The following is a 24913-nucleotide window of genomic DNA, read 5'->3' as shown; positions in this document are numbered from 1 at the left end:
GTAGGTATGTAGAACTGTCGCGTGACCGTTTTCCGGCCCAGGCCATGGTCAAAAATTATTCACACAATCAGGAGATTTATGTCTACCCGCACACTTTCATTGCGCACACTCAACCGCAATTTCCACTCCTATGCGCTCATGATGTTCGGCGCTTTATTGCTGTCTACCTCAGTGGCGCAAGCGCAGGACGCCCAGGCCAAACTGCCTAACGTCATGATCCTGGCGACAGGCGGCACCATCGCCGGTACCGGCGCTGACAGCACCACGACCGTGGGCTACACCTCGGCGACCGTGGGCGTGGAAAAACTGATCGCTGCGGTTCCTGAGCTGAAAAAAGTCGCAAATGTCAAAGGCGAGCAGGTATTCCAGATCGCCAGCGAAAGCATGACCAACGACCATTGGCTGAAGCTGGCCAAGCGCGTCAACGCCTTGCTGGCGCAGCCGGATGTGGACGGCATCGTCATCACCCACGGCACGGACACCATCGAAGAAACCGCTTACTTCCTCGACCTGACAGTCAAGAGCCGCAAGCCGGTAGTAGTGGTCGGCGCCATGCGTCCATCGACCGCGATCTCGGCCGACGGCCCGATCAACCTGTACAACGCGGTCCTGCTGGCCGGCAGTAAGGACGCTATCGGCAAGGGCGTGCTGGTATCGCTGAACGACCAGATCAACTCGGCGCGTGAAGTGACCAAGACCAATACTTCCACCACCGATACTTTCAAGTCGCCGGAACTGGGTATGCTGGGTTACATCCAGGGTAACAAGGCTTATTTCTATCGCCAGTCGACGCGCAAGAACACGGTCGATACTGAATTCGACGTCAGCAAGCTGGACGTCCTGCCGCAAGTCGACATCATCTACGGCTACGCCAACATGACCCGTGCCGCACTCGACGCTCAAGTTGCTTCGGGCGCCAAGGGCATCATCCAGGCTGGCGTTGGCGACGGCAGCGTTGCTGCGCAAATGAAAACCCCTTTGGTTGAAGCGCGCAAGAAGGGCGTGATCATTGTCCGCGCCAGTCGCGTTGGCCAAGGCATCGTCGCCCGTAACGGCGAAGCCAACGATGACGAACTGGACTTTGTGGTTGCCGATACGCTGAACGCACAAAAGGCCCGCATCCTGCTGATGCTGGCGTTGACCAAGACCAACAACACCAAGGAAATCCAGCGCATGTTCTATACTTACTGATTAGTTCGTCATGCGCTAAGCAGCAAAAGGCCAGCTAGATGTCATAGCTGGCTTTTTTTATTTCCAGGCAAGAGCCAGGCAAACCGCGAAGAAAAGTAGCGCAAAGGAAATCAGAATTGAGGGTTGCAATTGAAATTTCGTAGAGAAATGATTGTCTTCGGTCTCGTCGGGACAGTGGGATTTTTGGTGGATACCGGCGTGCTGTATCTGATAAAGGGAGAATTGGGTCTGTACTGGGCCCGGGTTTTCTCTTTCTTTTGTGCAGCGACGGCGACCTGGTGGCTGAACCGGCAGATTACCTTTCGCCATCGCGAATCCGGCATGTCCATGACCCAGGAGTATGTAAGATATTTTGGCCTTATGCTGGGAGGCGGCGTAGTCAATTATCTCGTGTATGCGATTGCGATAGCGCTGATTCCTGCGACGATTTATAGCCCGATGATCAGTATTGCAATGGGAAGCGTCGCAGGCATGGTCATCAATTATCTCTCCGCCCGATATATTGTTTTCCGCAAGAAGCTGCGATGAGCTTCCTGCTTCGGCGCTTATCAGCATTTATCAGAATTTATCGACGTTCCGACCGGGACAGCCAGCGCAATTCGAATTCGAGACGCTGTTGATGCGCAACAGAATCCAGAATCAGGCCGATGCCCAAGGCCATTACCGATGCAATACACAGGCCGGTCGCGAGGATCGCGAGCGGGACGTGATAAATGTAGCGATACTGAATCCAGTCATCGAAAACCGGTACCCCGGCTGCCAAGCCGCATAAAAGAAGAACGATGCTGAGCACGCTGAAGAACGCCAGTGGACGGTAATAGCGAAAAATCTGGGCGATGGCAAACAGCACACGCGTACCGTCAGACAAAGTGTTGAGTTTGGAAACGCTACCGCTGGGCCGGTCCTTGTAGGCCACCGGGATTTCGACAATGCGCAAGCGCTTGTGCAGCGCATGCAAAGTCATGTCTGTTTCGATCTGGAAGCCCTCTGCCAGCACCGGGTAGGTCTTGACAAAGTCGCGGCTGAATACCCGGTAGCCGCTCATGATATCGACCAGCCTGGCGTGGAAAAGGCGATTCACCATCCATTGCACCAGGCCGTTGCCGAAACCGTGGAATGAACGCTGATTTTCGCGCGCATAGTCGCCGCCCGACTGCCTGTCGCCCACTACCATGTCGGCCCGGCCTTCGATCACGGGCGCCATCAGTTCTCGGGCCTGATCTGCAGGGTAGGTGAGATCGGCGTCGGCGAGCACGTAAATGTCAGCGTCAATGTCGATAAACGCGCGCCTGAGGGCGCTGCCCTTGCCTTGGCGCGCTTCGTCAATCACCTGGCCGGGGCAGGCCAGTTCCTGCAATGTCCGCCCGGCGAATTCGCGCGTGCGGTCTCTGGAATTATTGTTGATAACGTAGATGACGGCTTCGGGCAGCGCCGCGCGGAACGCCCGGATCGTATCCGCAATGGTCAATTCCTCGTTGTAGGCCGGCAGGATAACCGCGACAGACTTGTTCGTTAATGCTGTGTTTGACATACATCTCCACCATCATGTTGTGCCCTCATTCGTCTCTGCGAAATCGGTGCGCGTTTATCTTGGCATCGGCCCTGGCCGACGCTGGCGTCTCTGCGCCAGGAAATACCTGCTCATCAATCCCGCCGCAACCAGCAGCGACAGCACCGACAACCACAGCCCATATTGGAAGGTCGGCGATGAAAATGCAAATTCCACCTTGTGCCTGCCTGCCGGAATCGCCACCGCCTTGCCCAATAGCTGGCTGCTGAATACTGGCGTCTCCCGGCCATCAATGGTTGCGCGCCAGCCGGGATAGTTGGCGTCCGCCAGGAACAGCCAGCCAGGCTCGCTGGCATCCACATCGATAGCATAAAAGGTCGGATGCCTGGCCTGAACCTGGAAACGGATGGCATCCGCTTTATTGCCGGCTGTCGATGCTGGCGGAAGCGCTGCGCCTTTGATCGACTCGATAATCAATTCTGGCTGACGTGGCGTTTTCAGCATCTTGAGCGCCTCGTCATCGGAGTGCACCAGGCGATAGCGGGTAAAGGTCTGGAACAACGGCTGCGCAGCGGTGTTCTCCATGATCCACATATTCAATCGTTCATCGTGGACAGCGACGCGCAAGCCCGGCGCAGTCAGTTGCCGATCTGCGGAAATGAAGCGGATGCCGAGTAGATCGATAGCGCGTTGGCCGATCGCAGTGCGATTGCGGCCGGCCATCTCGTCGTCAAACAAAGGGGCAGCGATAGCTCTGGCGCGCAACGGCAAAGCCAACGCACCGTCTACCGACGAAATATTCCACATAAGATTGCTGAGTGCTGGAATCGAAGACAACGCTCTTTCTGCGCGAGTGTCCAGTCCGTCGGTTTTTGAATCAAAGAAGGCATATGACATCGCAATACTGCCATTCAGAAATTTGGCGTCCTGCAGCGGGTATTGCTGCGACAATGCTTTCAGAGTCGCCGGTTGCCGCAGCAGGGAAACGTCACCGAAATGAAACAAGTGCAGACGCAGAGCAAAGCATTCCAGCGCCAGTAATAAAAACATCAACAATGGTATGCGTACTGCTTTATCGCTGGCTGCCAGTACAGTGCCGCCAATTACTGCCGCTGCTGCTACGGCAAAATGCAGCCAAGGTATCGGCTGCACATGGCTAATGGCGATTATGGCGGCCCAGATCGTCAGGAAGATAGCTGCAACAACCCATAAACGCCGGTTGTATCGTACATCCAATCCACCCTGTTCTACCGGCTTGCCCAAGTCATCGATGACACAAGCTGCCAACACAGCGATTCCGATAACGGCAAGTTCCAGATAGGACTGTGTGGTCCTGAAAAAATGCAAACCCGGTACCAGATGCCAGTCGTAGAGGAGGCGAAATAGAGGCGAAGAAGTACCGGAGCCGAGCTGTAAAAGCACCAGTGCTGCAATCAAATGTCCTTTTGCACGATATGACGACTTTAGCAAAGGAAATAGCGAGGCGATCATGCAGACCATCAAGCTGCCGAGGATGGGGAATTGTTCCATCTGGGCGCGCGCAAACGCGACCTGGTCGCGGGTATATAACAAGCCACGCAATAATGCCATCGGCGCAAAATAAAAAGGCAGGTCGATCCCGCCGCTGCGATGCGATAGAGATGCCAGTTCGAGCAGAGGCAGCAACTGTACGGCGGAGAACCCCAGAAACAATAATATCGAAAGCGCAGCGGTCGCCATCAACTGACGTCGTTGCATTTTCCACAGCATTTTCCCGTCTTCGGAAAACGGCAGGGTACATAAAGAAATCAGCATGTAGAGGACAGCTGCATGAACAAGCTGGGGATAACCTGCGAGAACCATCAAGGTTGTTGCGGCCGCCAGTAAAATGGCTTGCTTGACGGCCGGTTTTTTGAGCCAGACCTCCATCGCACATAACGTCCAAGGCCCCCAAGCCAGGGTGCCAGAAATGGTCAGGTTTTGTTGTTCGTGAATCCATAGCGTCGAAAAAACCACTGCAAGCGCAGCAAAGCCGGCCGACCAGACACCGTTGCCTAACATACGGCAAAGCGCAAAAACGCCGCATCCGCCAATCAGCATGCAAACCAGGTGAAAAATGTTGACGCCGATTATCGGTGGCAGTAGCCAAGCTGACAGAATATTGAGGGGATTGGCAAAACCGCCTTGACCTTCCGCAAACAGAGGGTGACCGCCAAAGACTTTGTTGGTCCATAACGGCGTATCGCCGCCATGCAAAAATTTGGAGTGGAAATCGAACAGCGGCAAACCATGAATGATCGAGTCGCCGTGAATCAGGGTTTTACCGTCAAACAGCGTTGGCCACCAAAACATGAGGACGAGCGATACGAATACGCCAAAGACTAGCAATGTCCTTTTATTGCTTGTCATGTTGCCAGAAGCGCATGATTATCCTTGGGGAAATTCATTTTTTGAGGAATTTCGCAGTATGTGCCAAGTCTCCGTATCTCTCGGCTAAAAATAAATCGACCGCCAATTCTATCCTAAGAGTAATTTAATGAAACGGCAATAATTCGACGGATCTTTCGATTTTCTGCGCCATCGCAGATGATGTTGAACAAGGATTAACGGTGTTGAAGATACACGGCATGTCGATAGTTATCGGATGATGTAGTGCATCTGGCGACAACTGGAAGTTACAATCATCACTTAACCTATTCATTTCCTGCGATTAAAGCCCATGTCCGAAGAATTCGAAGTCCCCAGCCCGCATGAACACCATCTGGAACACGTCACCGAACATGCCCACGGCAGCGGCGACAATTTCGCCGGCAAGATCGCGGTAATGACGGCGATCATGGCTACCGTAGGCGCCATGTTCAGCTACCAGGCCGGTTCCACTGAAAGCGAAGCGGCGATGAACAAGAACAACGCCGCCATCAAGAAGACCGAAGCATCCAATCAGTGGAATTATTACCAGGCCAAATCCAGCCGCCAAAACCTGGCCGAACTGGCGACGCATATTCCGGGTGTCGACGCTGCGCATTACAGCGCGGAGGCGCAGCGCTATAAGGGTGAAAAGGAAATAGTGCAGAAAAAAGCCCAGGAACTCGAAGCCGAGGCTAGCGCCTGGGATGAAAAATCAGAGCAGGTGCTGCATCAGCATCACCGCTGGGCGCAGGCGATGACGGCGATCCAGATCGCCATTTCACTGGCGGCGATTACGCTGCTGACGCGCAAGGAGTGGCTGAAAAAAATGGCCTATGGTGCTGGGGCGATCAGCGTGATGCTGGGAACGCTGGCCTGGCTGCATATTTAGAAGCGCCGTAATGAGAGCAAGTTTAAAAGAAAAGATAATCGAAGTTTGCGACAAGAAAATTAGCGCGAAAGGTCCAGATGTCGGGCTGTCGTTTTATGCATTTTTTGCAAATAAAAATGACAATCCCGCGCTATTGATGGAAGCGGCCGAGTGGTGGATGATGACGCATCGGCTGGACCATTTTGAGAAGGCAGCCAAGATTAAAAAAATGGTCCAGCAAATGGCTTGATGCTTGAGATAATCGGGCACAAAAAAAGACGGGAAGCGTATTACGCTTCCCGTCTTTTTCATTTCAATTCAATCAGCGAGTCACAGGCTTGTAGCGGATCCGCTTGGGCTTGGCGCCTTCTTCACCCAGGCGCTTGCGCTTGTCGGCTTCATACTCCTGGTAGTTACCGTCGAAGAACGACACTTGCGATTCGCCTTCGAACGCCAGGATGTGGGTGGCGATACGGTCCAGGAACCAGCGGTCATGGCTGATCACCATCACGCTGCCGGCGAATTCCAGCAGGGCGTCTTCCAGCGCGCGCAGGGTTTCCACGTCCAGATCGTTGGACGGTTCATCCAGCAGCAGCACGTTGCCGCCCTGTAGCAGGGTCTTGGCCAGATGCAGCCGGCCGCGTTCGCCGCCTGACAGGTTGCCGACGATCTTTTGCTGGTCGCCGCCTTTGAAGTTGAAGCGGCCCAGATAGGCGCGCGACGGCATTTCGAAGCGGCCGACGGTGAGGATGTCGGCGCCGCCGGAAACATCTTCAAACACGGTTTTCTGGTCCGACAAGGAGTCGCGCGACTGGTCGACGATCGAGACGCGGGCGGTGGTGCCGAGCACCACTTCGCCGCTGTCCGGCTGTTCCTTGCCGGTGATCATTTTGAACAAGGTCGATTTACCGGCGCCGTTGGGGCCGATGATGCCGACGATGGCGCCTGCGGGAATGCGGAAGCTCAGGTTGTCGATCAGCATGCGGTCGCCGAATGATTTCGAGACATTCTTGAATTCGATCACTTCGTTACCCAGGCGCTCGGCCACCGGAATGAAAATTTCCTGGGTCTCGTTACGCTTCTGGTATTCGTGTTCGCTCAACTCATTGAATCGCGCCAGACGGGCCTTGCTCTTGGCCTGGCGTCCCTTCGGATTCTGCCGTACCCATTCGAGTTCCTTGGCGATGGTTTTCTGGCGCGACGATTCGGTGGCCTCTTCTTGCTTCAGGCGGTCACCCTTTTGTTCCAGCCATGAGCTGTAGTTGCCCTTCCACGGAATACCGTGGCCGCGGTCCAGTTCCAGGATCCATTCGGCGGCGTTGTCGAGGAAGTAGCGGTCATGGGTGATGCCGACCACAGTGCCGGGGAAGCGCTGCAGGAATTGCTCCAGCCAGTCGACCGATTCGGCGTCCAGATGGTTGGTCGGTTCGTCGAGCAGCAGCATGTCTGGCTTCGACAGCAGCAGGCGGCAGAGCGCTACGCGACGCTTTTCACCGCCGGAGAGGACGCCGATCTTGGCATCCCATGGCGGCAGGCGCAAAGCGTCGGCGGCCATTTCCAGTTGCAGGTCGAGATTGCCGTCGCCGGCGGTGGCCAGGATGTCTTCGAGCCGCGCCTGTTCCGCCGCCAGCGCGTCGAAATCGGCGCCTTCTTCGGCATAGGCGGCGTACACCGCATCCAGTTTGGCTTGCGCTTCAAACGCTTCACCCAGGCCGCCTTCCACTGCCTGGCGTACGGTTTGTTCCGGATCCAGCTGCGGTTCCTGCGGCAGGTAGCCGATGTTCAGGCCCGGCATTGGCACTGCCTCGCCCTGGATATCCTTGTCGATGCCGGCCATGATTTTCAGCAGGGTCGATTTGCCGGAGCCGTTCAGGCCCAGCACGCCAATCTTGGCGCCGGGAAAGAACGACAGCGAGATATCTTTCAGGATTTGACGTTTCGGCGGCACGATCTTGCCGACCTTGTTCATTGTGTAGACGTATTGGGCCATGAGGAGCAGTGATAATAAAAATAATGCGGTGAATAGAGAAGCCCGGGGGAGTTACGGGCTTGAACTGCCAAGAATAACCGATGTGCGCCGGGATGACGAGTTGTTAAGACCCGCCGTCAGGCCGACGCCTCAGGGCGTATTTTAAACGTACGCCACAGTCCCTCGGCGGAATATAGCGCCAGGGCGCACCATATCACGATGAAACCGTTGAGGCGGTCGCCATCGAGCTGTTCGCCATACAGCCAGACGCCCAGCAGCAATTGCAGCGAGGGCGTGATGTATTGCAGCACGCCGACCAGCGACAGAGGGATGCGCCGGGCGCCGGCGGCGAACATCAACAAAGGAATCGAAGTGATCGGCCCGGCTGCCGCCAGCAACCATTTGGTAGAGGTCGAAGCGCTGCTGAAGGTGTTGTGGTCCTGCACCGTGGTGTAGACCAGGAACGCCAGCGCCAGCGGCAGCACCAGTGCGGTTTCCAGCGCCAGGCCCGGCAGGGCGCCGAGGCTGGCGGTCTTGCGCAACAGGCCGTAGCCGCCGAAAGTCAGCGCCAGCGTCAGTGCAATCCATGGCGGATGGCCTGCTTGCCAGGTCAGCCACAGCACGGCGGCGGCGGCGATGGCGATCGCTAGCCATTGCAGGAAACGCGGCCGCTCGTGCAGGAACATGCAGCCTAGCGCCACGCTGACCATCGGATTGATGAAGTAACCGAGGCTGGCCTCGACGATGTGGTTATTGTTGACCGCCCAGATATACATGGTCCAGTTGGCGGTCAGCAGCAAGGCGCTGGCGACGAACCCGCCGATCACACGTGGCTGCTTCAGCATGGGTTTTACCCAGCCCCATTGCTTGCGCACGGTCAGCACGATCATCAGGAACAGGAAGGACCAGAGTATCCGGTGCATGACGATATCGACCGGCGGTATTTCCGCTTCCAAGGCCTTGAAGTAAATCGGGAACAGGCCCCATAGGATGTAGGCGGCGATTGCGTACAGCATTCCTGCTTGCATATTGTTATCTGTTTTAAAGTGAGGGAGCGGCGTCAGCGCCGTATTGTATTTTTAGAGGCTGTTGCAAAATTAAGATGGCTAGGCGCTCCGACGAAGACAGTACGAACAGTACGGCTAGGAGGAGCAACAACGCCAGGTTAATTTTGCAACAGCCTCTTAGTATGTACTGGCGCTGGCAGCGGATGACAAATGGCATTTTACGCAATAACCGGCAGGCACATGCTTGCGGCAAACAAACAGCTTCAGATGGTTGCCAGTTCCTGAAAATAAAACATCGTCGCGCCCAGTTCCGCCGGCGCTTGGTAAGGGCTGACGCGCGTACGCTGAAATGCCACCGGCTTTGCAAATGCGGGGCCGTCATAGACGAAGGTATGGAATTCGCCGTTTTCGCCGCAGGCATCGACGCCAGGCGGCAAATCGACCAGGAACGCTGCATCGAATTCACGTCCGCAGAAATCCTGCGACAGGTAATTGCCGTTCACGCAGACCACCACCGCCTTGAAGCCGAGCGCGAGGAATTCATCGACCAGACGCCGCCGTGGTTCGAGCCACAATGGCAGGCAGGCATCCAATCCGGCTTGCGCGCAGACCTTTTCTTCCCAGTCGCGATGGGCTTGCAAATCGATATCGCCGAACACGGCGTGGCGGATACCGTCGCCGTGAGCGTCTTGCAAGGCTGCGATAAATTTCTCTTCATATTGCTGCCAGCTGGCACTGTAGAACGCCAGCGGCACGCCGAGCGCATCCGCCTGGGCTTGCAACAAGGCGGGCGGCACGCCATGCGAACGGGCGCGCTGGCCGCTTTCATCCAATGCGGTAATCAGGCGGCCGATATGCATTCCGCTTTGTTGTGCGCGCCACAGCGCCAGACAGGAATCCTTGCCGCCGCTCCACGAAACCAGTGCGCTGCCGGCGTGCGTGGTCATGCTTGTGTCGCCACTTGCGCCAGGCGCTGATGTTCCGGTCTTGCCACGAAACGATGCAACAGCAAGCCGCCGATGCCGCAGATCGCCATGACCACCATCAACGGCAGCGCCGTGCCGTCATGCCACAAGCTCATGCTGATGCCGGAGGTGATCCCGAGTGTAAATTGCAAGGTGCCCATCAGCGCTGAAGCGACGCCGGCCTGCTTGCCTTGCTGGGATAAGGCGATGGCCGATGCGTTCGGGCTGATGAAGCCATAGCTGGCCAGGAAACCGAAAAAAGCAATTAGCAGGATCGGCAGGTTGTTGACGCCGAACGCTACCAGTAGCGCCGCTGCCAGGCTCAAGATCGCTGGCATCCAGAGGGCGCGGCCGAGGATGGTGTCGAGCGGATATTTGCTGACCACCCGCGCATTGATTTGCGAGGCCGCAATCAGGCCGAAGGCATTAGCGCCGAAGACGAAGCCGAAATGTTCCGGCTTGATGCCATGCAGCTCGATCAATACAAAAGAAGAGCCGGTGATATACGCAAACATGCCGGCCTGGAGCAAGCCGCCAACCAGGCTGTAGGCAACGAACTGCCGGTCCAGCAATAGCCGGCCGTACTGTTTCAGCGTGCGGCCCAGGTGCAGCGGCTCCGCCTTGTGACGGTCCAGCGTTTCCTGCATGGTGTAATGGATCGCCAGCAGGCAAAACAGGCCGAAGGCGGCCAGGCCGCCGAAAATCACGCGCCAGCCCCATAGCTTGAGCACGGCGCCGCCGATCAGCGGCGCCAGGATAGGCGCCAGGCCCATCACCAGCATCATCAGCGAAAACGCCTTGGCGGCGCCGGTGGTGCCGAGCCGGTCGCGGATCACCGCGCGGGCGATCACCATGCCCGCGCAGCCGCCCAGGCCTTGCAGGAAGCGGAACACGATCAGCGCCGTGACGTCTTGCGACACCATGCAAGCCAGCGAGCCGATCAGATACAGCGTCATGCCGACATACAGCGGCGGCTTGCGGCCGAAGCGGTCGCTCAGCGGTCCGTAGAACATCTGACCGACGGCGAGGCCGACCAGGAAACTGGCCAGGGTCAGTTGCACCAGGTTGCTGCCGACCCCGAACTGCTGCGCGATGGTGGGGAAGCTAGGCAGGTACATGTCGATCGACAGCGAGCCGATGGCGGTCAGCGCGCCAAGTAAAAGAAGCCAGCCGGGGAGCAGTTTCTCCGGGGCTGAAGTTGCAGGTGTGTTTGTCATGAAATGCTTAGGTTGCGCCAGTAGCCGGCGCCGGGTTAATGATCGATGCGGTGTGAAGCAGGTGGAATGCGCCGGCAGGAACTACCGGGATACCGTATGAGACCAGCATGAAATGCAGGGTTCAAGCGAGTGCCAATGTTACACGAACATCGGGATTTCTGCCGGCGGCGTTCTGGTTCGCAGCGCCGCCCGTACTGGTAGCTTATTCTGGCAATTTACTCCGGCAAGCTACTCTGCCAGGAAGTCCAGCAAGGTCATGGCGATCACCTTAGTCGCCTTGCGCAAATCGTCCAGCGCCAGGTTTTCATCGGCTTGCTTGGCGTTGGATTCCATCAAGGTGCGAGGGCCGGCGCCATACAGCACCACCGGAATCCCGTGCTCGCCGTACAGCCGGGCGTCGGTATACAGCGCCGAGCCGTTGGCCGGAATCGCTTCACCCAGCACGGTCAGCGCATTTTGCTGCACGCTGGCCAGCAGTTTTTCATGGCCAGGCAAAGGCCTCAACGCACGCGCCAGCAACAGGCGCTTGATCTCGACACGGATACCGGGCAGGCCTTCGACTGCGGCTTCGATCATGGCGCGTACCTCTGCCTCGACTGTCGTCGGATCTTCTTCCGGGATCATTCGGCGGTCCATCTTCAGCACGACTTTACCGGGCACTACATTGGTGTTGGTGCCGCCGTCGATGCGGCCGACGATCATGGTGGGATGCGTGATGCCGGGAATCGCCGAGCTGATTTTTTTCAAATCCGGCAGTTTGGCGTAGATCGCCTGCAATACCTTGGTTGCAGCCTGCAAGGCGTCATGGCCGGATTCCGGCATCGAGCCGTGCGTGGCCTTGCCGTGTACCGTGACTTCAAATTGCAGGCAAGCGTTATGGGCGGTGACGACGTTGTAGCTAAAGCCCGGGCCGATCACAAGATCTGGTTTGGTCAGGCCGTTTTCCAGCAGCCAGGCCGGGCCCAGCAAGCCACCGAACTCTTCATCGTAGGTGAAGTGCAATTCCAGCGCACCCTTGAGCGGCACGCCGAGCGCTTCCAACGCACGCACTGCAAACATATAGGTGGCGAAATCGCCTTTTGAAACGGTAGTTGCACGGCCGTAGATGCGACCGTTTTCGATTTCGCCGCCATACGGCTGTTTGCTCCAGCCTTCGCCCGGCGGCACTACGTCGCCATGAGCGTTCAGCGCCAGCGTCGGACCGTTGCCGGCATATTTGCGGCGGATGATCAGGTTGGTGATGCTTTCCATGCCGTAGTCGCGGACGGCAGCCGCCGGCACCGGATGTTTCTCGGTGTGCCAGCCCCAGGCCGTGACCAGTTCAGCCACTGCGTCGGCATGCGGCGCGTTGTTGCCGGGCGGCGTGTCGGTGGGAATGCGGACGATCTTTTGCAGGAACCCGACTTCTTCGTCAAAGTGGCTGTCGATCCAGCTGGCGAGCTGTGCTGATAACGCTGTTTTATTCATGGCGGCAGAAAGGAAAGTAGCAGAAGTAATTGATTCTACGACTTTGACGCCGCGCCGGGGAAAGTCCCCCGGCTGTTCATGTAATAACCCGGTGGTTTAAGCGCCGAGATATTCCCGGTGATACCGCCGACCAAGGTCGGTAAGGATTTCATAGCCAATACTGCCTGCCAGTTTGGCCACTTCGTCAACCGGGCGATGCGGGCCGATCAGTTCGACCAGTGCGCCGGCCTGTACGCGTTCTGCAGCGATACCGGTGACGTCGATGGTGATGGAATCCATCGAGACCGTGCCGACCATAGGCGCCGGCCGGCCATCGATGAAGGCGATGCCGCGGTTGCTCATGCTGCGCAGCCAGCCATCGGCGTAGCCGACGCCGACCGTGGCGATTTGCCGTTCTTCGGTGGCGCTATAGCTGATGCCGTAGCCGACATGGTCGCCACGTTGAATCGTTCTGCTCTGGATGATACGGCCATGCAGCGCCACCACCGCTTGCAGCGGATTCTCAGCGCCGGCCACCGGTGCGATGCCGTACAGGGCCGCTCCTGGACGCACCAGGTCGAACTGGAAATCAGAACCAAGGAAGATGCCGGAAGAATTGGCCAGGCTGGCGGCGACCTGCGGAAGGCGCTGGCGCCAGGTCTTGAAACGCGCCAGCTGGCTGGCGTTCATTGGATGGCTCTGGTGTTCGGCGCAGGCCAGGTGGCTCATCAGGAACAGCGGCGGGATGCTTTCCATGAACGCCGGATTGGCCAGCCAGGCTTCGGCTTCGGCAGCCGGCAAGCCCATGCGGGACATGCCGGTATCGACCTGGAAGATAGCCGGCAGCGGTCGTTGCAGGCTTTGCGCCAACGCGTGCCAGGCTTCGATCTGCTGCAGGCTGTTGAGCACCGGCGTCAAGCCGTGCGCGATGAGTTCGCGTTCGGCGCCGGGCGGCGGGCCGTGCAAGACAAAGATGTCGGCGGTGGCCGGCAGATGCGGCCGCAGTGCGATGCCTTCATCCAAATGAGCGACAAAAAAGTGGCGGCAGCCTTCTGCCGCCAGCGCCGGCCCGACTTTGTCAGCGCCGAGCCCGTAGGCATTTGCCTTGACGGCGGCGGCGCAGAGGGCGTTGCCAGCCCGTTGCCGCAAGAAGCGGTAGTTGCTGCGTACGGCGTTGAGGTCGACGCGCAGGATAGCGCCGGCGTGTAATGCTTGTGGATTCATCGTGTGCGGCTCAAAAAGCAGTGCGGTTCACAGGTATTGCACAACCGTATCAGGCATACGCAGGCTGTTCAGCTTGCTCGAAGTTCTTGCTGTAGCGCGCCACCGACAAGTCATCCGAGGCAATCGCCGGCCGTTTCCCGGAAATCAGGTCCGACAGCAATTGCGCCGATCCGCAGGACATGGTCCAGCCGAGCGTGCCGTGACCGGTGTTCAGGAACAGGTTACGGATATGGGTAGCACCGACGATCGGCGTGCCGTCCGGCGTCATCGGCCGCAGTCCGGTCCAGAAACTGGCGGCAGCGGTATTGCCCGCGCCCGGGAACAGGTCGTTGACCACCATCTCCAACGTGGCGCGGCGTTTCGGCCGGAGCGTCTTGTTGAACCCGACGATCTCGGCCATGCCGCCGACCCGGATGCGGTCGTCGAAGCGGGTGATGGCGATCTTGTAGGTTTCGTCGAGGATGGTGGAAACCGGCGCCGCTTCGGCGTCGATAATCGGCACCGTGATCGAATAGCCTTTCAGCGGATAAACCGGAATATCCACCAGCGAACCGAGGAAACCGGTCGAATAGGTCCCCAGCGCCACCACATACCTATCGGCTTGCAGGTGTTCGGGGCCGCACTGGACGCCGGCGATTTCGCCGTTGGCCAGGGTCAGGGCATCGATCTGCAGGTTGTAGCGGAAGCGCACGCCGAGCTCTTCAGCCATCTTGGCCAGCTTGGTGGTGAACATCTGGCAATCGCCGGTTTCATCGTTGGGCAGGCGCAAGGCGCCGCTCAGCTTGTGTTTGACGGCTTCCAGCGCCGGTTCCGCCAGCGCCAGCTGATCCGGCGTCAGCAGTTCGAACGGCACGCCGGTTTCCTGTAGCACCTGGATATCCTTGGCGGCATCGTCCAGCTGCTGCTGGCTGCGAAATACCTGCATGGTGCCGAGCTGGCGGCCTTCGTAGGCAATACCGGTGTCGGCGCGCAGCGTCTTGAAGCAGTCGCGACTGTATTCCGCCAGGCGCACCATGCGTTCCTTGTTGACTGCATAGCGCGCCGAGCTGCAGTTGCGCAGCATCTGCCACATCCAACGCAGCTGGAACAGGGTGCCGTCCGGGGTAATGGAGAGCGGCGCATGTTCTTGCAGCATCCACTTCAAGGCCTTCAGCGGGATGCCGGGCGCGGCCCATGGCGACGCATAACCGGGAGAAATCTGGCCGGCATTGGCGAAACTGGTTTCCTGCGCCGGACCCGGCAAGCGGTCGATCACAGTCACCTCATGGCCGGCGCGCGCCAGGTAATACGCACTGGTGACGCCGACAACGCCGCTGCCAAGGATAAGTACTCGCATCTTGAATCTCCGTAACGCTTGTTGCTACGCCTGTTCATACGCCTGTTTCTATTAGGACTTACGCAAAATTCCGCCAGCGGCGTTATACCTCCTAGCTGTACCTTCGTACTATCTTCGTCGGCATGCCTTGCTGGCGAAATTTTGCGTAAGTCCTGTCTATATTACTGCGCCATGGAAATACGGCGAGTCGGCGATACGGAATGCGTAGTAATGAATTGTTTTTGATTTGCAGTAATAAGCGCTATGCTAGTAGCAATATTCCAGTATTTGTTACTGTATAAATCGATATATTTAGTCATTAACACTAAAAATCTGTCCCTGATCCATCATGAGAATCTACAAGGAATCCAACCGCGCCCTGGACAAGCTGGATCGCCACATTTTGCGTCTGTTGCAACAGGATGGCCGCATGTCCATGAAGGACCTGGGCGAGCAGGTCGGTTTGTCGATCACGCCCTGTATCGAACGGGTCAAGCGGATGGAGCGCGACGGCGTTATCGACGGTTACTACGCACGCGTCAATCCGGCTGCGGTGGGCGCCAAGCTGCTGGTGTTTGTCGAGATTACGCTAAATCAGAAATCGGCGAATGCCTTTGAACAGTTCCGCCGCGAAGTGCTGCGGATTCCGGAAGTGCTGGAATGCCATCTGGTGTCGGGCGATTTCGATTACCTGATCAAGGCCCGCATCCGGGAAATGGCCGAGTACCGCAAGCTGCTGGGCGACATGCTGCTGCAACTGCCGGGCGCGGCCCAGTCCAAGAGCTATGTCGTGATGGAGGAAATCAAGGAGACGCTGGCGTTGTCGATGGAGAGCAAGTAGCGCACTCTGACCCGCCTTATCCGGCCAGGGAGATTTCGATGCGTTCCTTGCCCTTGCCGGTATTTTTACGCTTCAGCTTGAGTACGCCGATTTCCGCGGTCGTGCGGGGATGCGTGCCGCCGCAAGCCATCCTGGCGAATCCCGCTACTTCCCAGTAGCGCCGTTGCGCCGCTTCGTCGGTGAAGGCGGTGACGATCGGCCGGCTGGCGTTTGATAGCGCGGCGGCTTCCCGTTCGATCTCGGGAAATAGCGTCGCAATGCTGCCTTCATGGGCAAAGTCGACGCGCGCCTTGTCCGCCGAAATATGCGCGCCGATGCGCTCGATCCCCGGACGCAGCTTGTACACCAGTTGCAGCACCATTTCGGCGGCGAAATGCAGCCGCATCAGGCGATAGCGGCGTTCCCAGTCAATCACGATTTCCACGTCGGAGCCGGCTTGCAAGCCGTGTCCGGCAGGGAGCGTGTAGACGATGTCCAGGCCTTCTTTTTCCGCCGACAGGACGCTGTGACCCGCTATTGTGCCAGCGTCGCTTTCCTGGCCGCCGGAGAAGGCAAAGAAAATGGTTTCTTCAAGGCGGACGCGTTCATCGTCGACCGCGGCGACCTTGGTCTTGAGCGCGGTGAGATAAGGATCTTGCCAAAAAAGCTTGTCTACCATGGCTGTTCAGCGTGTGGGGAAAGACGATCAGGATAAATCCGTTCGCCAAGTCTGGCTTGGAAATTTTTATCAAATGAATCCTGGAAATAAAAAAGGGCAAGCGCGGTGCTTGCCCTTCCTTTTCCCTTACTCCGGTTTAGATCCGGCCATCCCGGAAATCCTGGATCGCCTGTTCCACTTGCTCGCGGGTGTTCATCACGAACGGTCCCCACTGCGCGATCGGCTCATTCAGCGGCCGTCCTGCAATCAACAGGAAGCGGCTGTTGCCTTGCGCTTTTACGCTGACGCCGTCGGCCTGCTCGCTATTGCTCAGGATCGCCATGCGGCCGGCCGGCGCGTTGCGGCCGTCGGTGCCGATATCCAGCGCACCCTCGAAGACATACAGGAAAGCGTTATGCGTCGCCGGAATCGGTAAGTCCAGCTGCTGTCCCGCTTCCAGCTGGATATCGAGATACAGCGGCTCGGTATGCGGCCTTTGCATGGCGCCTACGGTTCCGAACGCGGTACCGGCGATGACCTTTACCTTGACCCCGGGTTGTGGAGAAACTTGCGGAATCTCCGCGGCTTGCAGGTCGCGGTAGCTTGGCGCAACCATCTTGTCGCCAGAGGCCAGGTTGAGCCACAGCTGGAAGCCGCTCATCAGGCCGTCTTCCTGTTCCGGCAATTCGGAATGCACCAGGCCGCTGCCCGCTGTCATCCACTGTACGCCGCCGGCTTGTAGCAATCCTTCATTGCCGGCGTTGTCGCGATGGCGCATGCGTCCGGCCAGCATGTAGGTGACGGTTTCGAAGCCGCGATGCGGATGGTCGGGGAAGCCGGCCATATAGTCTTCCGGCTTGTCCGAATGGAAGTTGTCCAGCATCAGGAACGGATCCAGCCGGCGTTGCAGGTCGTTGGTCAGGACCCGCACCAGACTGACGCCCGCACCATCCTGGGTAGCGACGCCGGTGACCAGGCGTTCGAGTTGGCGATTGAAATTCATGGCTTGCTCCATTCCTTGATGGGTTTGTCTGATGCTTACTTTTTCGCGCTGTTATCGGTGGCTGCCAGCATCAGCAGGGCGCCAATAATCGAAATGTTTTTCAGGAAGTTATTCAGCTGGTTTTGGAAATTGGCTGGATCGGCTTCCCAGAAACGATGTGCGGTGAGCGTCGCGGCTACCGTGAACAGCGCCACGACGATGGCGATCGGACGCACGTTCCAGCCGGTCATGATGGCCAGTCCGCCGCCGACTTCAACCACGATGGTCGCGGCCACTGCGAACGTTGCGAATGGCACGCCGAGGCTGGCCATGTAGCCGGCCACGCCGGAAAAGGCGGTGATTTTCAAGATGCCGGAGATGAGAAACAGCGAAGCCAGCAGGACGCGGCCGATGCGATACAAGGTTGGCGAAGTTTGCATGATGAGTCCGATCTATAAATGAGTAGAAATATGGTGTCGAGATAAAAACAGGATTAAACAGGGCTATAAGGTCAGGCAATGTTTGCTGTCCCACCGAATATCGGCTACTGATTGCAGCGAACAAGTTCATGGTATTCCTCTTGGGTTTAGCGGGATATTGATAATCTTGCGATAATCAATATCTAATTATTAGATATTGTTGAATCGCCATGAATATCGAAAGACTGTCACTCGATCAATTGCGGGTATTCGCCCAGATCGCTACAAGCGGCAGCTTCCTGGCGGCGGCGCGTGCGCTGAGCCGGGCTCAATCCGCAGTCAGCTACGCCATCAGCACCCTCGAAAGCCAGCTGGGCGTGCCCTTGTTCGATCGCAGCAGCTACCGGCCGCAACTGACTGCCGCTGGCATCGAGCTATTGCGCGATGCGCGCCAGGTGCTGGCGCAGGTCGACGCCATGCAAGCGCGGGCGGCGGCTTATTCGCTCGGGCAGGAACTGGAGATCACGCTGGCGTTCGACGTCTTTTTCCCGACCACCGCTTTGGTCGCCTTGCTGAGCGACTTTCGCGCGGCGTTCCCGGGCGTTACCGTGCGGTTGGAGATCGAAGCGCTGGGTGCGGTCGCTGAACGCGTGATTGACGGCGAGGCGATGCTGGGCGTGCTCGGCACCTTGCCGATCATCCCGCCCAACCTGTTGCATGTCAGTTTGCCGAGCGTGTTGTTGGTTGGAGTGGTGTCTCCATCTCATGCGCTGGCGCAGATCAAGGGCCGCATTCCCAGTCATGTGCTGGAGCGGCAGGTGCAATTGGTGCTGAGCGACCGCAGCGCACTGACCGCCAACCAGGATTTCTCGGTGCACTCGTCGCTGGCCTGGCGCATGAGCGATCTCGGCACCAAGCATGCCTTGCTGCGGGCCGGCATGGGTTGGGGCTATATGCCGCAGCACGTGGTGGCGGACGATCTGGCGAGCGGCAAGCTGGTCACCATCGCCACCGAGGCCCATCCGCCCGAAGGGGCGGCGCTACCGATGCAATGCGTCTACCGGCCGGATCGCCAGGTCGGCCCGGCGCTGACCTGGTGGCTGGATGCCTTGGCAAAACTGACCATATTTAATTAAGGGATGACGGCATCGTTCGGAAATTCGCACGTCATCCCTTAGTTGTGCAAGCGGTAAATTGAGTGTCAGCAATGTGTCACTCAAAATACAAGGATCAACACGGTATCTGGACAGTTTGCAAGGGCCGCTCCAGGTCGTTGAAAGTCAGCGCGTTCTCCTGCTCAACCCTACTCAGGCCAGAGATGTGCGTGCGGATGTCAGCGCTCGTCAGCGCAAGGCAATCAAGGCACAATCAAGGCACAGTCAAGGTACAAATCGGATTGACCAGGCTGGCCCCATTTATTGCACTAAAAGCAGGTTTTCCGCCGAATTCTGTTACATACAAATCCAGTTGCGTCAACTTCTTGCCAGTGCTGAAGTTGACGGCGAACCGGATAAAACTCGCTCGGTTATTCGGATCGTTCGCGTTCGGATTCACCGTATTGCTGGTGCTTTGATGATAGCCCTTCGGTAGCAGTACATTTTGCCTGGTTCCATCGGCAAACGTCGCTCGCAAAGTGTAGTCGCATCCGGCGCTGTTACAGTAGTTTGCATATGTCGATTTCATCTGGTCCCAGTCGGATTGGCTGGTCGGATCAAAAGTGTGCGGCAAATTTCCCTGGCCGGCGCTGCTTACTGACAGGCGGTTCAAAGTGCCATCGGTTTTGGATATGTTGCCCACCACGGTGACGACCTGCTGGCTGCCTTGCATATCGCGTTGCAACTGGCTCACGGTGGAGCTGGCATCGACATAAGCATTCTGGGCAGCGGACCAGCTGGTGAAGCGGGAAGCATTGCTTGCTGCAGCCGGGTCATAAACAATGCGGCTGTTCATCCACCCCTGCATAAGCGCAATGCTGTAGTCAGCAAACATGCTCCAGCGGTAGCCGGCTGCATGGTCGCCGCTCCCGCCTTGCATCGGGTCTTGCCGATAGCAACGTCCTGAAGCGTCAAGCTGGCGACCGCTGGTTTTGCATGGCAGGGCCGGCAATACCGGGGAGAGCAATTGATTGCGGATTGCGTCATAACCCCAGCTTGATCCCGATAAGCTGCCGCCCGGATAGGGAAAGGTGCCGGCGTTGTACATGTCTCCTGCGTGCGACATGCCATAACCATGACCCATTTCATGGACGAAAATGCCACCGTAATTATCGGAATCGCCGTCTGCATTTCCTGCGCCGACGCTGGTTAGTCCGCCACCCATGCCGATAAGCTTTCCGGTAAGAGGATCTTCCAGCACCATTGGAGCCCAATATGCCACGTTCAGATTGCTGTCGTTGTTTGCGGTCACGCTGCGCAATTCAGGAAGGACGCCAAGCATCTGCCCCATCAATACATAGCCGTCTGCACCTGGCGATATTCTAGCTGTATCGTAAGAAGAATAGGCTTGCGCAGGTGCGCTGCCGGTAGGGGGGAGTACGAAATCATTAAATGAGATATCCCCCAGGTTGACACCCTCCACGGATGCCGCCGGGATTTCCTGGGCATAGTCGAGCGCTACACTGGTTCCATCCATCTCTAGTTTGTCACCGTTTGTGACGGCCATTGCGCGCGTGGCGCCAAAGAAAAAAATCGGGACGGTTCTTACTTTTAGGTTGACACCGGCAGTGACGGTTAAGGGCACGGCGGCGACGTCGTTACCGCGGGTGATCTTCAGCACAGTCCCTGGCTGTATCCATTCTTTAGGCAACAGCACACTGTATTTGCTGGACGAATAACTGGGCATGCCGTTATCGGTTGCTGGCAATTTGTCAGGTGTATTCAGGATGAGGGGGGCGAGGCTGCTGCCTGCCACTTCGACTTGGATATTGCCGCCTGCCGTAGCCGGCGCCACCATCAGCAACGCAGCACGGTTCGCGAGAAGATTTAAAATCCGGCTTTTCCCATTGGCGGTATTCATCGTGCGGCCGGCTGGCGGGATAACGTGCGTTTGGGCTAGTTCAATGCTATTGAGCGTTAGCGTACCGCTTGCAACAGGTGGATTCGGTACCGCCGGCGTGTTAGGGGGAACGACGGGTGGTGTGGGAGTCGTCGGTGCAACTGGCGTCGTCGGTGCAACAGGAGGAGCAACTGGTGGCGTCGGCGTCGTTGATGCTCCAGGGTTGGGAGTCACGGTTGTGCCAGGCGAGTCAGAGTTATTGCCGGCATCGCCACCACCGCATGCTGACAATAAAAATGAGAGTGTTGTTGCAACAGCAAGTGAATTGCGGGCAGATAAACTCAGGGGAAGACGCATGCCTTAGCTCCAACTATATAAAAGTATGGATAAATAGCAGTAATCGTGCCATTGACACAAGGCGTGTTTTGGTTCTCAGCAAAGGCAGATGTTGAAAATATTGGCTCATCTTGGTTAAAAAATTGTCAGCCCAACAAAGTACAAGGTGACAATTTGCGGATATGGCTGGCTGCAGATAGTTACCGGGAGGGCGCGATGAGATTGACGCTATGAGGAGGCTTTGTTGCACAAATCAACTGAGGCCGTAAAGCCCTTGCCGAAGCGGATTTACGGCGCGACCGCCGTTGTAGGGGCCGAGTTGCGTGAAGCGATTGGGGATGGCGACGGACGCTTGCAATTTTTGACCTGATGGTCGAAGTCCCTCGCCATCACTCAGAGATAAACGCCGATAGCGATGTAAAATCCATCTTCCTCGACGACAAACTCGAATGCAGTGGCCGCGTCACCAGCGTCTCACCGACCATGATTTCCGTAGGCGCTGCGTAGTTAGCATGCGGGCTACGGCGAATTGCTGAAACGGCTCAATTTCCAACGCATGGCACACGTCTCTTGTGTGCCATCCAAAGCGTCTTGAGACTGGCCGCTGGTGACGACCCAAGGATGCAACTCGCCAGCAGGTATTGGTAGTTATCAAGTCGAGTCGAGCGTTTCGATGACATGTCCGGCAATGTACAGAATCTCAAAGCCGTTGGGGCTTACGTATTTTCTGCAAGCATCCAATGTTTTTGCGTAAGTCCTATGAGGATTAAATCAACAATAGTCTGTTGTAGTATCGCTTATTGAATACTATTAATACTATTTTAATCGGACGACAACGATCTAGCATTGCGGCAAGTCCTGCTGTCCGGCACAATGTCATCTGAGAAGCGGGAGATGGCATGCCTCCCCGAACCGCCGCGCAAGCAGCTGATGATGCCTACAAGTTCCTGGATGGGATCTGTAGGCGTGCGTATCGTGTTCTAGATACGGGCTGTAGATGCCTTGCCATCCAGGTTTGAGTCCTTCAAATCTTTTGTCCCTGACGATGAAAAAAACAAACTATCCCGAACAGCTGTTGATGCTGGTCTATCTCGCACGCTGGCTGATCCTGGCCTCGCTGGTGGGCGCTTTGGCCGGCCTGGCCTCAGCATTGTTGCTGCTCTCGCTGGAATGGGCTACCGACACCCGCAATGCCCACCGCTGGCTGCTCTGGCTATTGCCATTGGCGGGCTTGGCGGTCGGCCTGATCTATCACTTTCTGGGCAAGTCGGTCGAGGGCGGCAACAATCTCTTGATCGATGAGATCCACGATCCCCAGCGCATCGTGCCGAAGCGCATGGCGCCGCTGATTTTCCTGGGCACCGTGATCACGCACCTGTTCGGCGGCTCGGCTGGCCGCGAGGGAACTGCAGTGCAGATGGGTGGTGCGCTGGCTGACGTCCTGACCCGCATCACCCGCCTTGGGCCGGACGAGCGCCGCATCTTGCTGATGGCGGGGATCAGCGCCGGTTTCGCTTCTGTGTTCGGGACGCCCCTGGCAGGCGCAGTGTTCGGCCTGGAAGTGCTGGCCATCGGGCGTTTGCGCTACGACGCCATCCTGCCTTGCTTTATCGCCGCCATCATCAGCGACCAGATCCCGGCTTTATTGGGCGTACAACACACGCATTATGCGATTCCCTTCGTGCCGCATTTCGGCCTGGGGATCTTTGCCGCGACGCTGCTGGCCGGCATCGTCTTCGGCCTGGTCGGCATGCTGTTCGCACAGGCGACGCACGGTTTGTCGCACCTGATCAAACGCTTGATCAAGTTTCCGCCGCTGCGGCCGTTCGCGGGCGGTGTCGCCGTGCTGTTGCTGGCGATGCTGCCGGCGACGGATAAATACCTGGGATTGGGGATTCCTACCATCGTCGACGCGTTCGAGAAGCCGTTGCCGGTGTATGACTTCGCCGGCAAGATCGTTTTCACTGTGGTGACGCTGGCGTCCGGCTTCAAGGGGGGCGAGGTGACACCGCTGTTCTATATCGGCGCCACCCTGGGCAATGCCCTGGCGCAGATTTTGTCCATGCCGATTCCGGTGCTTGCCGGATTGGGATTTGTGGCGGTATTCGCGGGAGCGGCCAATACGCCGATTGCATCGACCATCATGGCGATCGAATTATTCGGGCCGGAAATCGGCGTGCTGGCAGGGATTGCCTGCGTGGTCAGCTACCTGTTTTCCGGCCACACCGGGATTTATCATGCACAGCGCGTTGGTCAATCCAAGCGCTTGAAGATTCCCGAGGACGAGATCAAATAGCGATCAAGTAGTGATCAAGCAGGGCAATCAACCGAACTTGCGCACCGCATCCAGCGCCAGGCCGGCGCCGATGCTGCCGAACAGGTCGCCTTCCACCGCTTTTGCCGACGGCACCAAGGCGGCGATCTTGTGGCGCAACAGTTGCACGCCGCTGGAACCGCCGGTGAAAAACACCGTATCGACCTGGTCAGCTGTCACGCCGGCATCGCGCAGCAAATTGGTGACAGTATCTTCGACGCTGGTGACCAGATGGTTGATGCTGGCGTTGAATTGTTCACGCGTCAGATGCAAGGCTTCGCCGGGTGCGATACGGTCCAGGCTGAGCGCCACCGTTTCTGCATCGGACAGGCCGATCTTGCCTTGCTCCACTTGCAAGGCGAGCCAATGGCCGGCGCGTTGCTCGACCAGATCCAGCAAGCGGCCGAATTTTTCGCGCTCGACGGTTTCACGCTGCACGTCCTTCAATTGCAGCCAGGCCTTGCGGGTATAAATCTGGTTGATGGTGTGCCAGGTCGCCAGGTTGAAGTAATAGCTGGATGGTACCTCGCTATTGTTCAGCAAGCGCGTACCCAGTCCCAGCATCGGCATTACGCTCGACAGGCTCAGGTATTTATCGAAATCGGTACCGCCGATATGTACGCCGCCGGTGGCCAGGATATCGTCGCGGCGCTCGCTGCTGGCAGCCCGTTGCGGCGACAAACGCACCAGCGAAAAGTCTGAAGTACCGCCGCCGATGTCGGCGATCAGCACCAGTTCTTCGCGGTCTATGGTCGATTCATAATCGAAGGCTGCAGCGATCGGTTCGTACTGAAAATCGATGTGTTCAAAGCCGACCGAGCGGGCGATTTCTTCCAGGGTATCTTCAGCGCGCTGGTCTGCCGCGGGATTGTCGTCGACAAAAAACACCGGACGGCCCAGCACCACGCTCTTGAATTCCTTGCCGGCGGCGCTTTCGGCGCGCTGCTTGAGTTCGGCGATGAAATGGGTCAGCAAGGCGCGGAACGGCAGCGCCCGGCCGCCGACTTCGGTCTGGGCGTCGATCAGGCTGGAGCCGAGCAGGCTCTTGAGCGAACGCATCAGGCGTCCCTCGTAACCGGTCAGGTAGGCGCCGAGTGCGGCGCGGCCGAAACTGAAGGCGTCCTCTTCAGCATTGAAGAACACGACCGACGGCAAAGTGACCTTGCCGTCTTCCAGCGGCAGCAAGGCGTTGTGTCCGGGCCTGCTCCAGCCAACCGTGGAATTAGACGTGCCGAAATCCACGCCACAAGCATTTGACATCGCCATACCTCGCATACAAAATTGGCCGGC

21 protein-coding genes and 1 riboswitch are annotated in these 24913 nt (G+C 57.7%); of the genes, 7 read left to right on the top strand and 14 right to left on the bottom strand.

Features of this window, described 5'->3' with window-relative positions; genetic code table 11:
- Window positions 1-138 precede the first annotated feature (138 nt).
- Window positions 139-1191: a type II asparaginase gene (locus tag LT85_RS23910; RefSeq protein WP_216595092.1), complete on the top strand. Its 1053-nt coding sequence runs from the start codon at window positions 139-141 to the stop codon at window positions 1189-1191.
- A gap of 123 nt (window positions 1192-1314) precedes the next feature.
- Window positions 1315-1719: a GtrA family protein gene (locus tag LT85_RS23905; protein ID WP_156117628.1), complete on the top strand. Its 405-nt coding sequence runs from the start codon at window positions 1315-1317 to the stop codon at window positions 1717-1719.
- A gap of 37 nt (window positions 1720-1756) precedes the next feature.
- Here the strand turns inward: LT85_RS23905 and LT85_RS23900 are convergent, their stop codons facing one another.
- Together LT85_RS23900 and LT85_RS23895 are read right to left on the bottom strand one after the other, a co-directional pair.
- On the bottom strand, window positions 1757-2722 hold the full coding sequence (locus LT85_RS23900) for a glycosyltransferase family 2 protein (protein WP_038494061.1): 966 nt from the start codon (window positions 2720-2722) through the stop codon (window positions 1757-1759).
- 54 nt (window positions 2723-2776) lie between these two features.
- Window positions 2777-5032, bottom strand: a complete 2256-nt coding sequence (locus LT85_RS23895; RefSeq protein WP_038494057.1) for a hypothetical protein — start codon at window positions 5030-5032, stop codon at window positions 2777-2779.
- Window positions 5033-5399: 367 nt separating this feature from the next.
- Between LT85_RS23895 and LT85_RS23890 the strand changes: the two genes are divergently transcribed.
- Both LT85_RS23890 and LT85_RS23885 read left to right on the top strand, forming a co-directional pair.
- Window positions 5400-5978 carry a DUF4337 domain-containing protein gene (locus tag LT85_RS23890; RefSeq protein WP_038494054.1) on the top strand — a complete coding sequence of 193 codons (579 nt, stop codon included), beginning with the start codon at window positions 5400-5402 and terminating at the stop codon, window positions 5976-5978.
- A 10-nt stretch (window positions 5979-5988) separates the two neighbouring features.
- Window positions 5989-6207, top strand: a complete 219-nt coding sequence (locus LT85_RS23885) for a DUF6500 family protein (RefSeq protein WP_038494051.1) — start codon at window positions 5989-5991, stop codon at window positions 6205-6207.
- 72 nt (window positions 6208-6279) lie between these two features.
- On the opposite strand, the gene ettA is transcribed toward LT85_RS23885, so the two are convergent.
- The 7 genes from ettA to LT85_RS23850 form a co-directional block, all read right to left on the bottom strand.
- Entirely contained in the window at window positions 6280-7947 is a 1668-nt protein-coding gene (ettA, locus tag LT85_RS23880; RefSeq protein WP_038494048.1) for an energy-dependent translational throttle protein EttA, read from the bottom strand.
- A gap of 116 nt (window positions 7948-8063) precedes the next feature.
- Window positions 8064-8954 (bottom strand): EamA family transporter RarD, encoded by an 891-nt coding sequence (gene rarD, locus LT85_RS23875; RefSeq protein ID WP_038494045.1) that lies wholly within the window; start codon window positions 8952-8954, stop codon window positions 8064-8066.
- Between the two features lie 242 nt (window positions 8955-9196).
- Window positions 9197-9880: a diphthine--ammonia ligase gene (locus LT85_RS23870; RefSeq protein WP_038494043.1), complete on the bottom strand. Its 684-nt coding sequence runs from the start codon at window positions 9878-9880 to the stop codon at window positions 9197-9199.
- Window positions 9877-11115, bottom strand: a complete 1239-nt coding sequence (locus LT85_RS23865) for a Bcr/CflA family multidrug efflux MFS transporter (RefSeq protein ID WP_052135428.1) — start codon at window positions 11113-11115, stop codon at window positions 9877-9879. Before LT85_RS23865 ends, LT85_RS23870 begins: the two co-directional genes overlap by 4 nt.
- 228 nt (window positions 11116-11343) lie before the next feature.
- The gene (locus LT85_RS23860; RefSeq protein WP_038494040.1) at window positions 11344-12582 is read right to left on the bottom strand and encodes an ArgE/DapE family deacylase; all 1239 of its coding nucleotides are present in this window, start codon (window positions 12580-12582) and stop codon (window positions 11344-11346) included.
- A gap of 96 nt (window positions 12583-12678) precedes the next feature.
- On the bottom strand, window positions 12679-13785 hold the full coding sequence (gene alr, locus LT85_RS23855) for an alanine racemase (RefSeq protein ID WP_038494036.1): 1107 nt from the start codon (window positions 13783-13785) through the stop codon (window positions 12679-12681).
- Between the two features lie 49 nt (window positions 13786-13834).
- On the bottom strand, window positions 13835-15121 hold the full coding sequence (locus LT85_RS23850) for a D-amino acid dehydrogenase (RefSeq protein ID WP_038494033.1): 1287 nt from the start codon (window positions 15119-15121) through the stop codon (window positions 13835-13837).
- 328 nt (window positions 15122-15449) lie between these two features.
- Here LT85_RS23850 and LT85_RS23845 point away from each other — a divergent pair, with 328 nt between their 5' ends.
- On the top strand, window positions 15450-15941 hold the full coding sequence (locus LT85_RS23845; protein WP_038494030.1) for an Lrp/AsnC ligand binding domain-containing protein: 492 nt from the start codon (window positions 15450-15452) through the stop codon (window positions 15939-15941).
- Window positions 15942-15957: 16 nt separating this feature from the next.
- On the opposite strand, the gene LT85_RS23840 is transcribed toward LT85_RS23845, so the two are convergent.
- From LT85_RS23840 to LT85_RS23830, 3 genes are all read right to left on the bottom strand, one after another.
- On the bottom strand, window positions 15958-16599 hold the full coding sequence (locus LT85_RS23840; RefSeq protein WP_038494028.1) for an alanyl-tRNA editing protein: 642 nt from the start codon (window positions 16597-16599) through the stop codon (window positions 15958-15960).
- Window positions 16600-16735: 136 nt separating this feature from the next.
- Window positions 16736-17581 carry a pirin family protein gene (locus LT85_RS23835; protein ID WP_253273616.1) on the bottom strand — a complete coding sequence of 282 codons (846 nt, stop codon included), beginning with the start codon at window positions 17579-17581 and terminating at the stop codon, window positions 16736-16738.
- A 35-nt stretch (window positions 17582-17616) separates the two neighbouring features.
- Window positions 17617-18000: a DoxX family protein gene (locus LT85_RS23830; RefSeq protein ID WP_038494021.1), complete on the bottom strand. Its 384-nt coding sequence runs from the start codon at window positions 17998-18000 to the stop codon at window positions 17617-17619.
- Between the two features lie 209 nt (window positions 18001-18209).
- Between LT85_RS23830 and LT85_RS23825 the strand changes: the two genes are divergently transcribed.
- Window positions 18210-19115 carry a LysR family transcriptional regulator gene (locus LT85_RS23825; protein ID WP_038494018.1) on the top strand — a complete coding sequence of 302 codons (906 nt, stop codon included), beginning with the start codon at window positions 18210-18212 and terminating at the stop codon, window positions 19113-19115.
- Between the two features lie 232 nt (window positions 19116-19347).
- On the opposite strand, the gene LT85_RS23820 is transcribed toward LT85_RS23825, so the two are convergent.
- Complete coding sequence (locus tag LT85_RS23820; protein WP_156117627.1) at window positions 19348-21207, bottom strand: M66 family metalloprotease; 1860 nt, start codon at window positions 21205-21207, stop codon at window positions 19348-19350.
- A 983-nt stretch (window positions 21208-22190) separates the two neighbouring features.
- Window positions 22191-22256: riboswitch (Fluoride riboswitch) on the top strand.
- A gap of 98 nt (window positions 22257-22354) precedes the next feature.
- Here LT85_RS23820 and LT85_RS23815 point away from each other — a divergent pair.
- Window positions 22355-23605, top strand: coding sequence for a voltage-gated chloride channel family protein (locus LT85_RS23815; protein WP_038494014.1), 1251 nt, complete (start codon window positions 22355-22357; stop codon window positions 23603-23605).
- Window positions 23606-23632: 27 nt separating this feature from the next.
- Here the strand turns inward: LT85_RS23815 and LT85_RS23810 are convergent, their stop codons facing one another.
- On the bottom strand, window positions 23633-24883 hold the full coding sequence (locus tag LT85_RS23810; protein ID WP_038497342.1) for an Hsp70 family protein: 1251 nt from the start codon (window positions 24881-24883) through the stop codon (window positions 23633-23635).
- Window positions 24884-24913 lie beyond the last annotated feature (30 nt).

It is taken from the genome of Collimonas arenae, assembly GCF_000786695.1.
GTDB lineage: Bacteria > Pseudomonadota > Gammaproteobacteria > Burkholderiales > Burkholderiaceae_D > Collimonas > Collimonas arenae_A.
The sequence above is the reverse complement of the archived record's forward strand: the minus strand, read 5'-3'. Positions and strand labels throughout refer to the sequence as shown.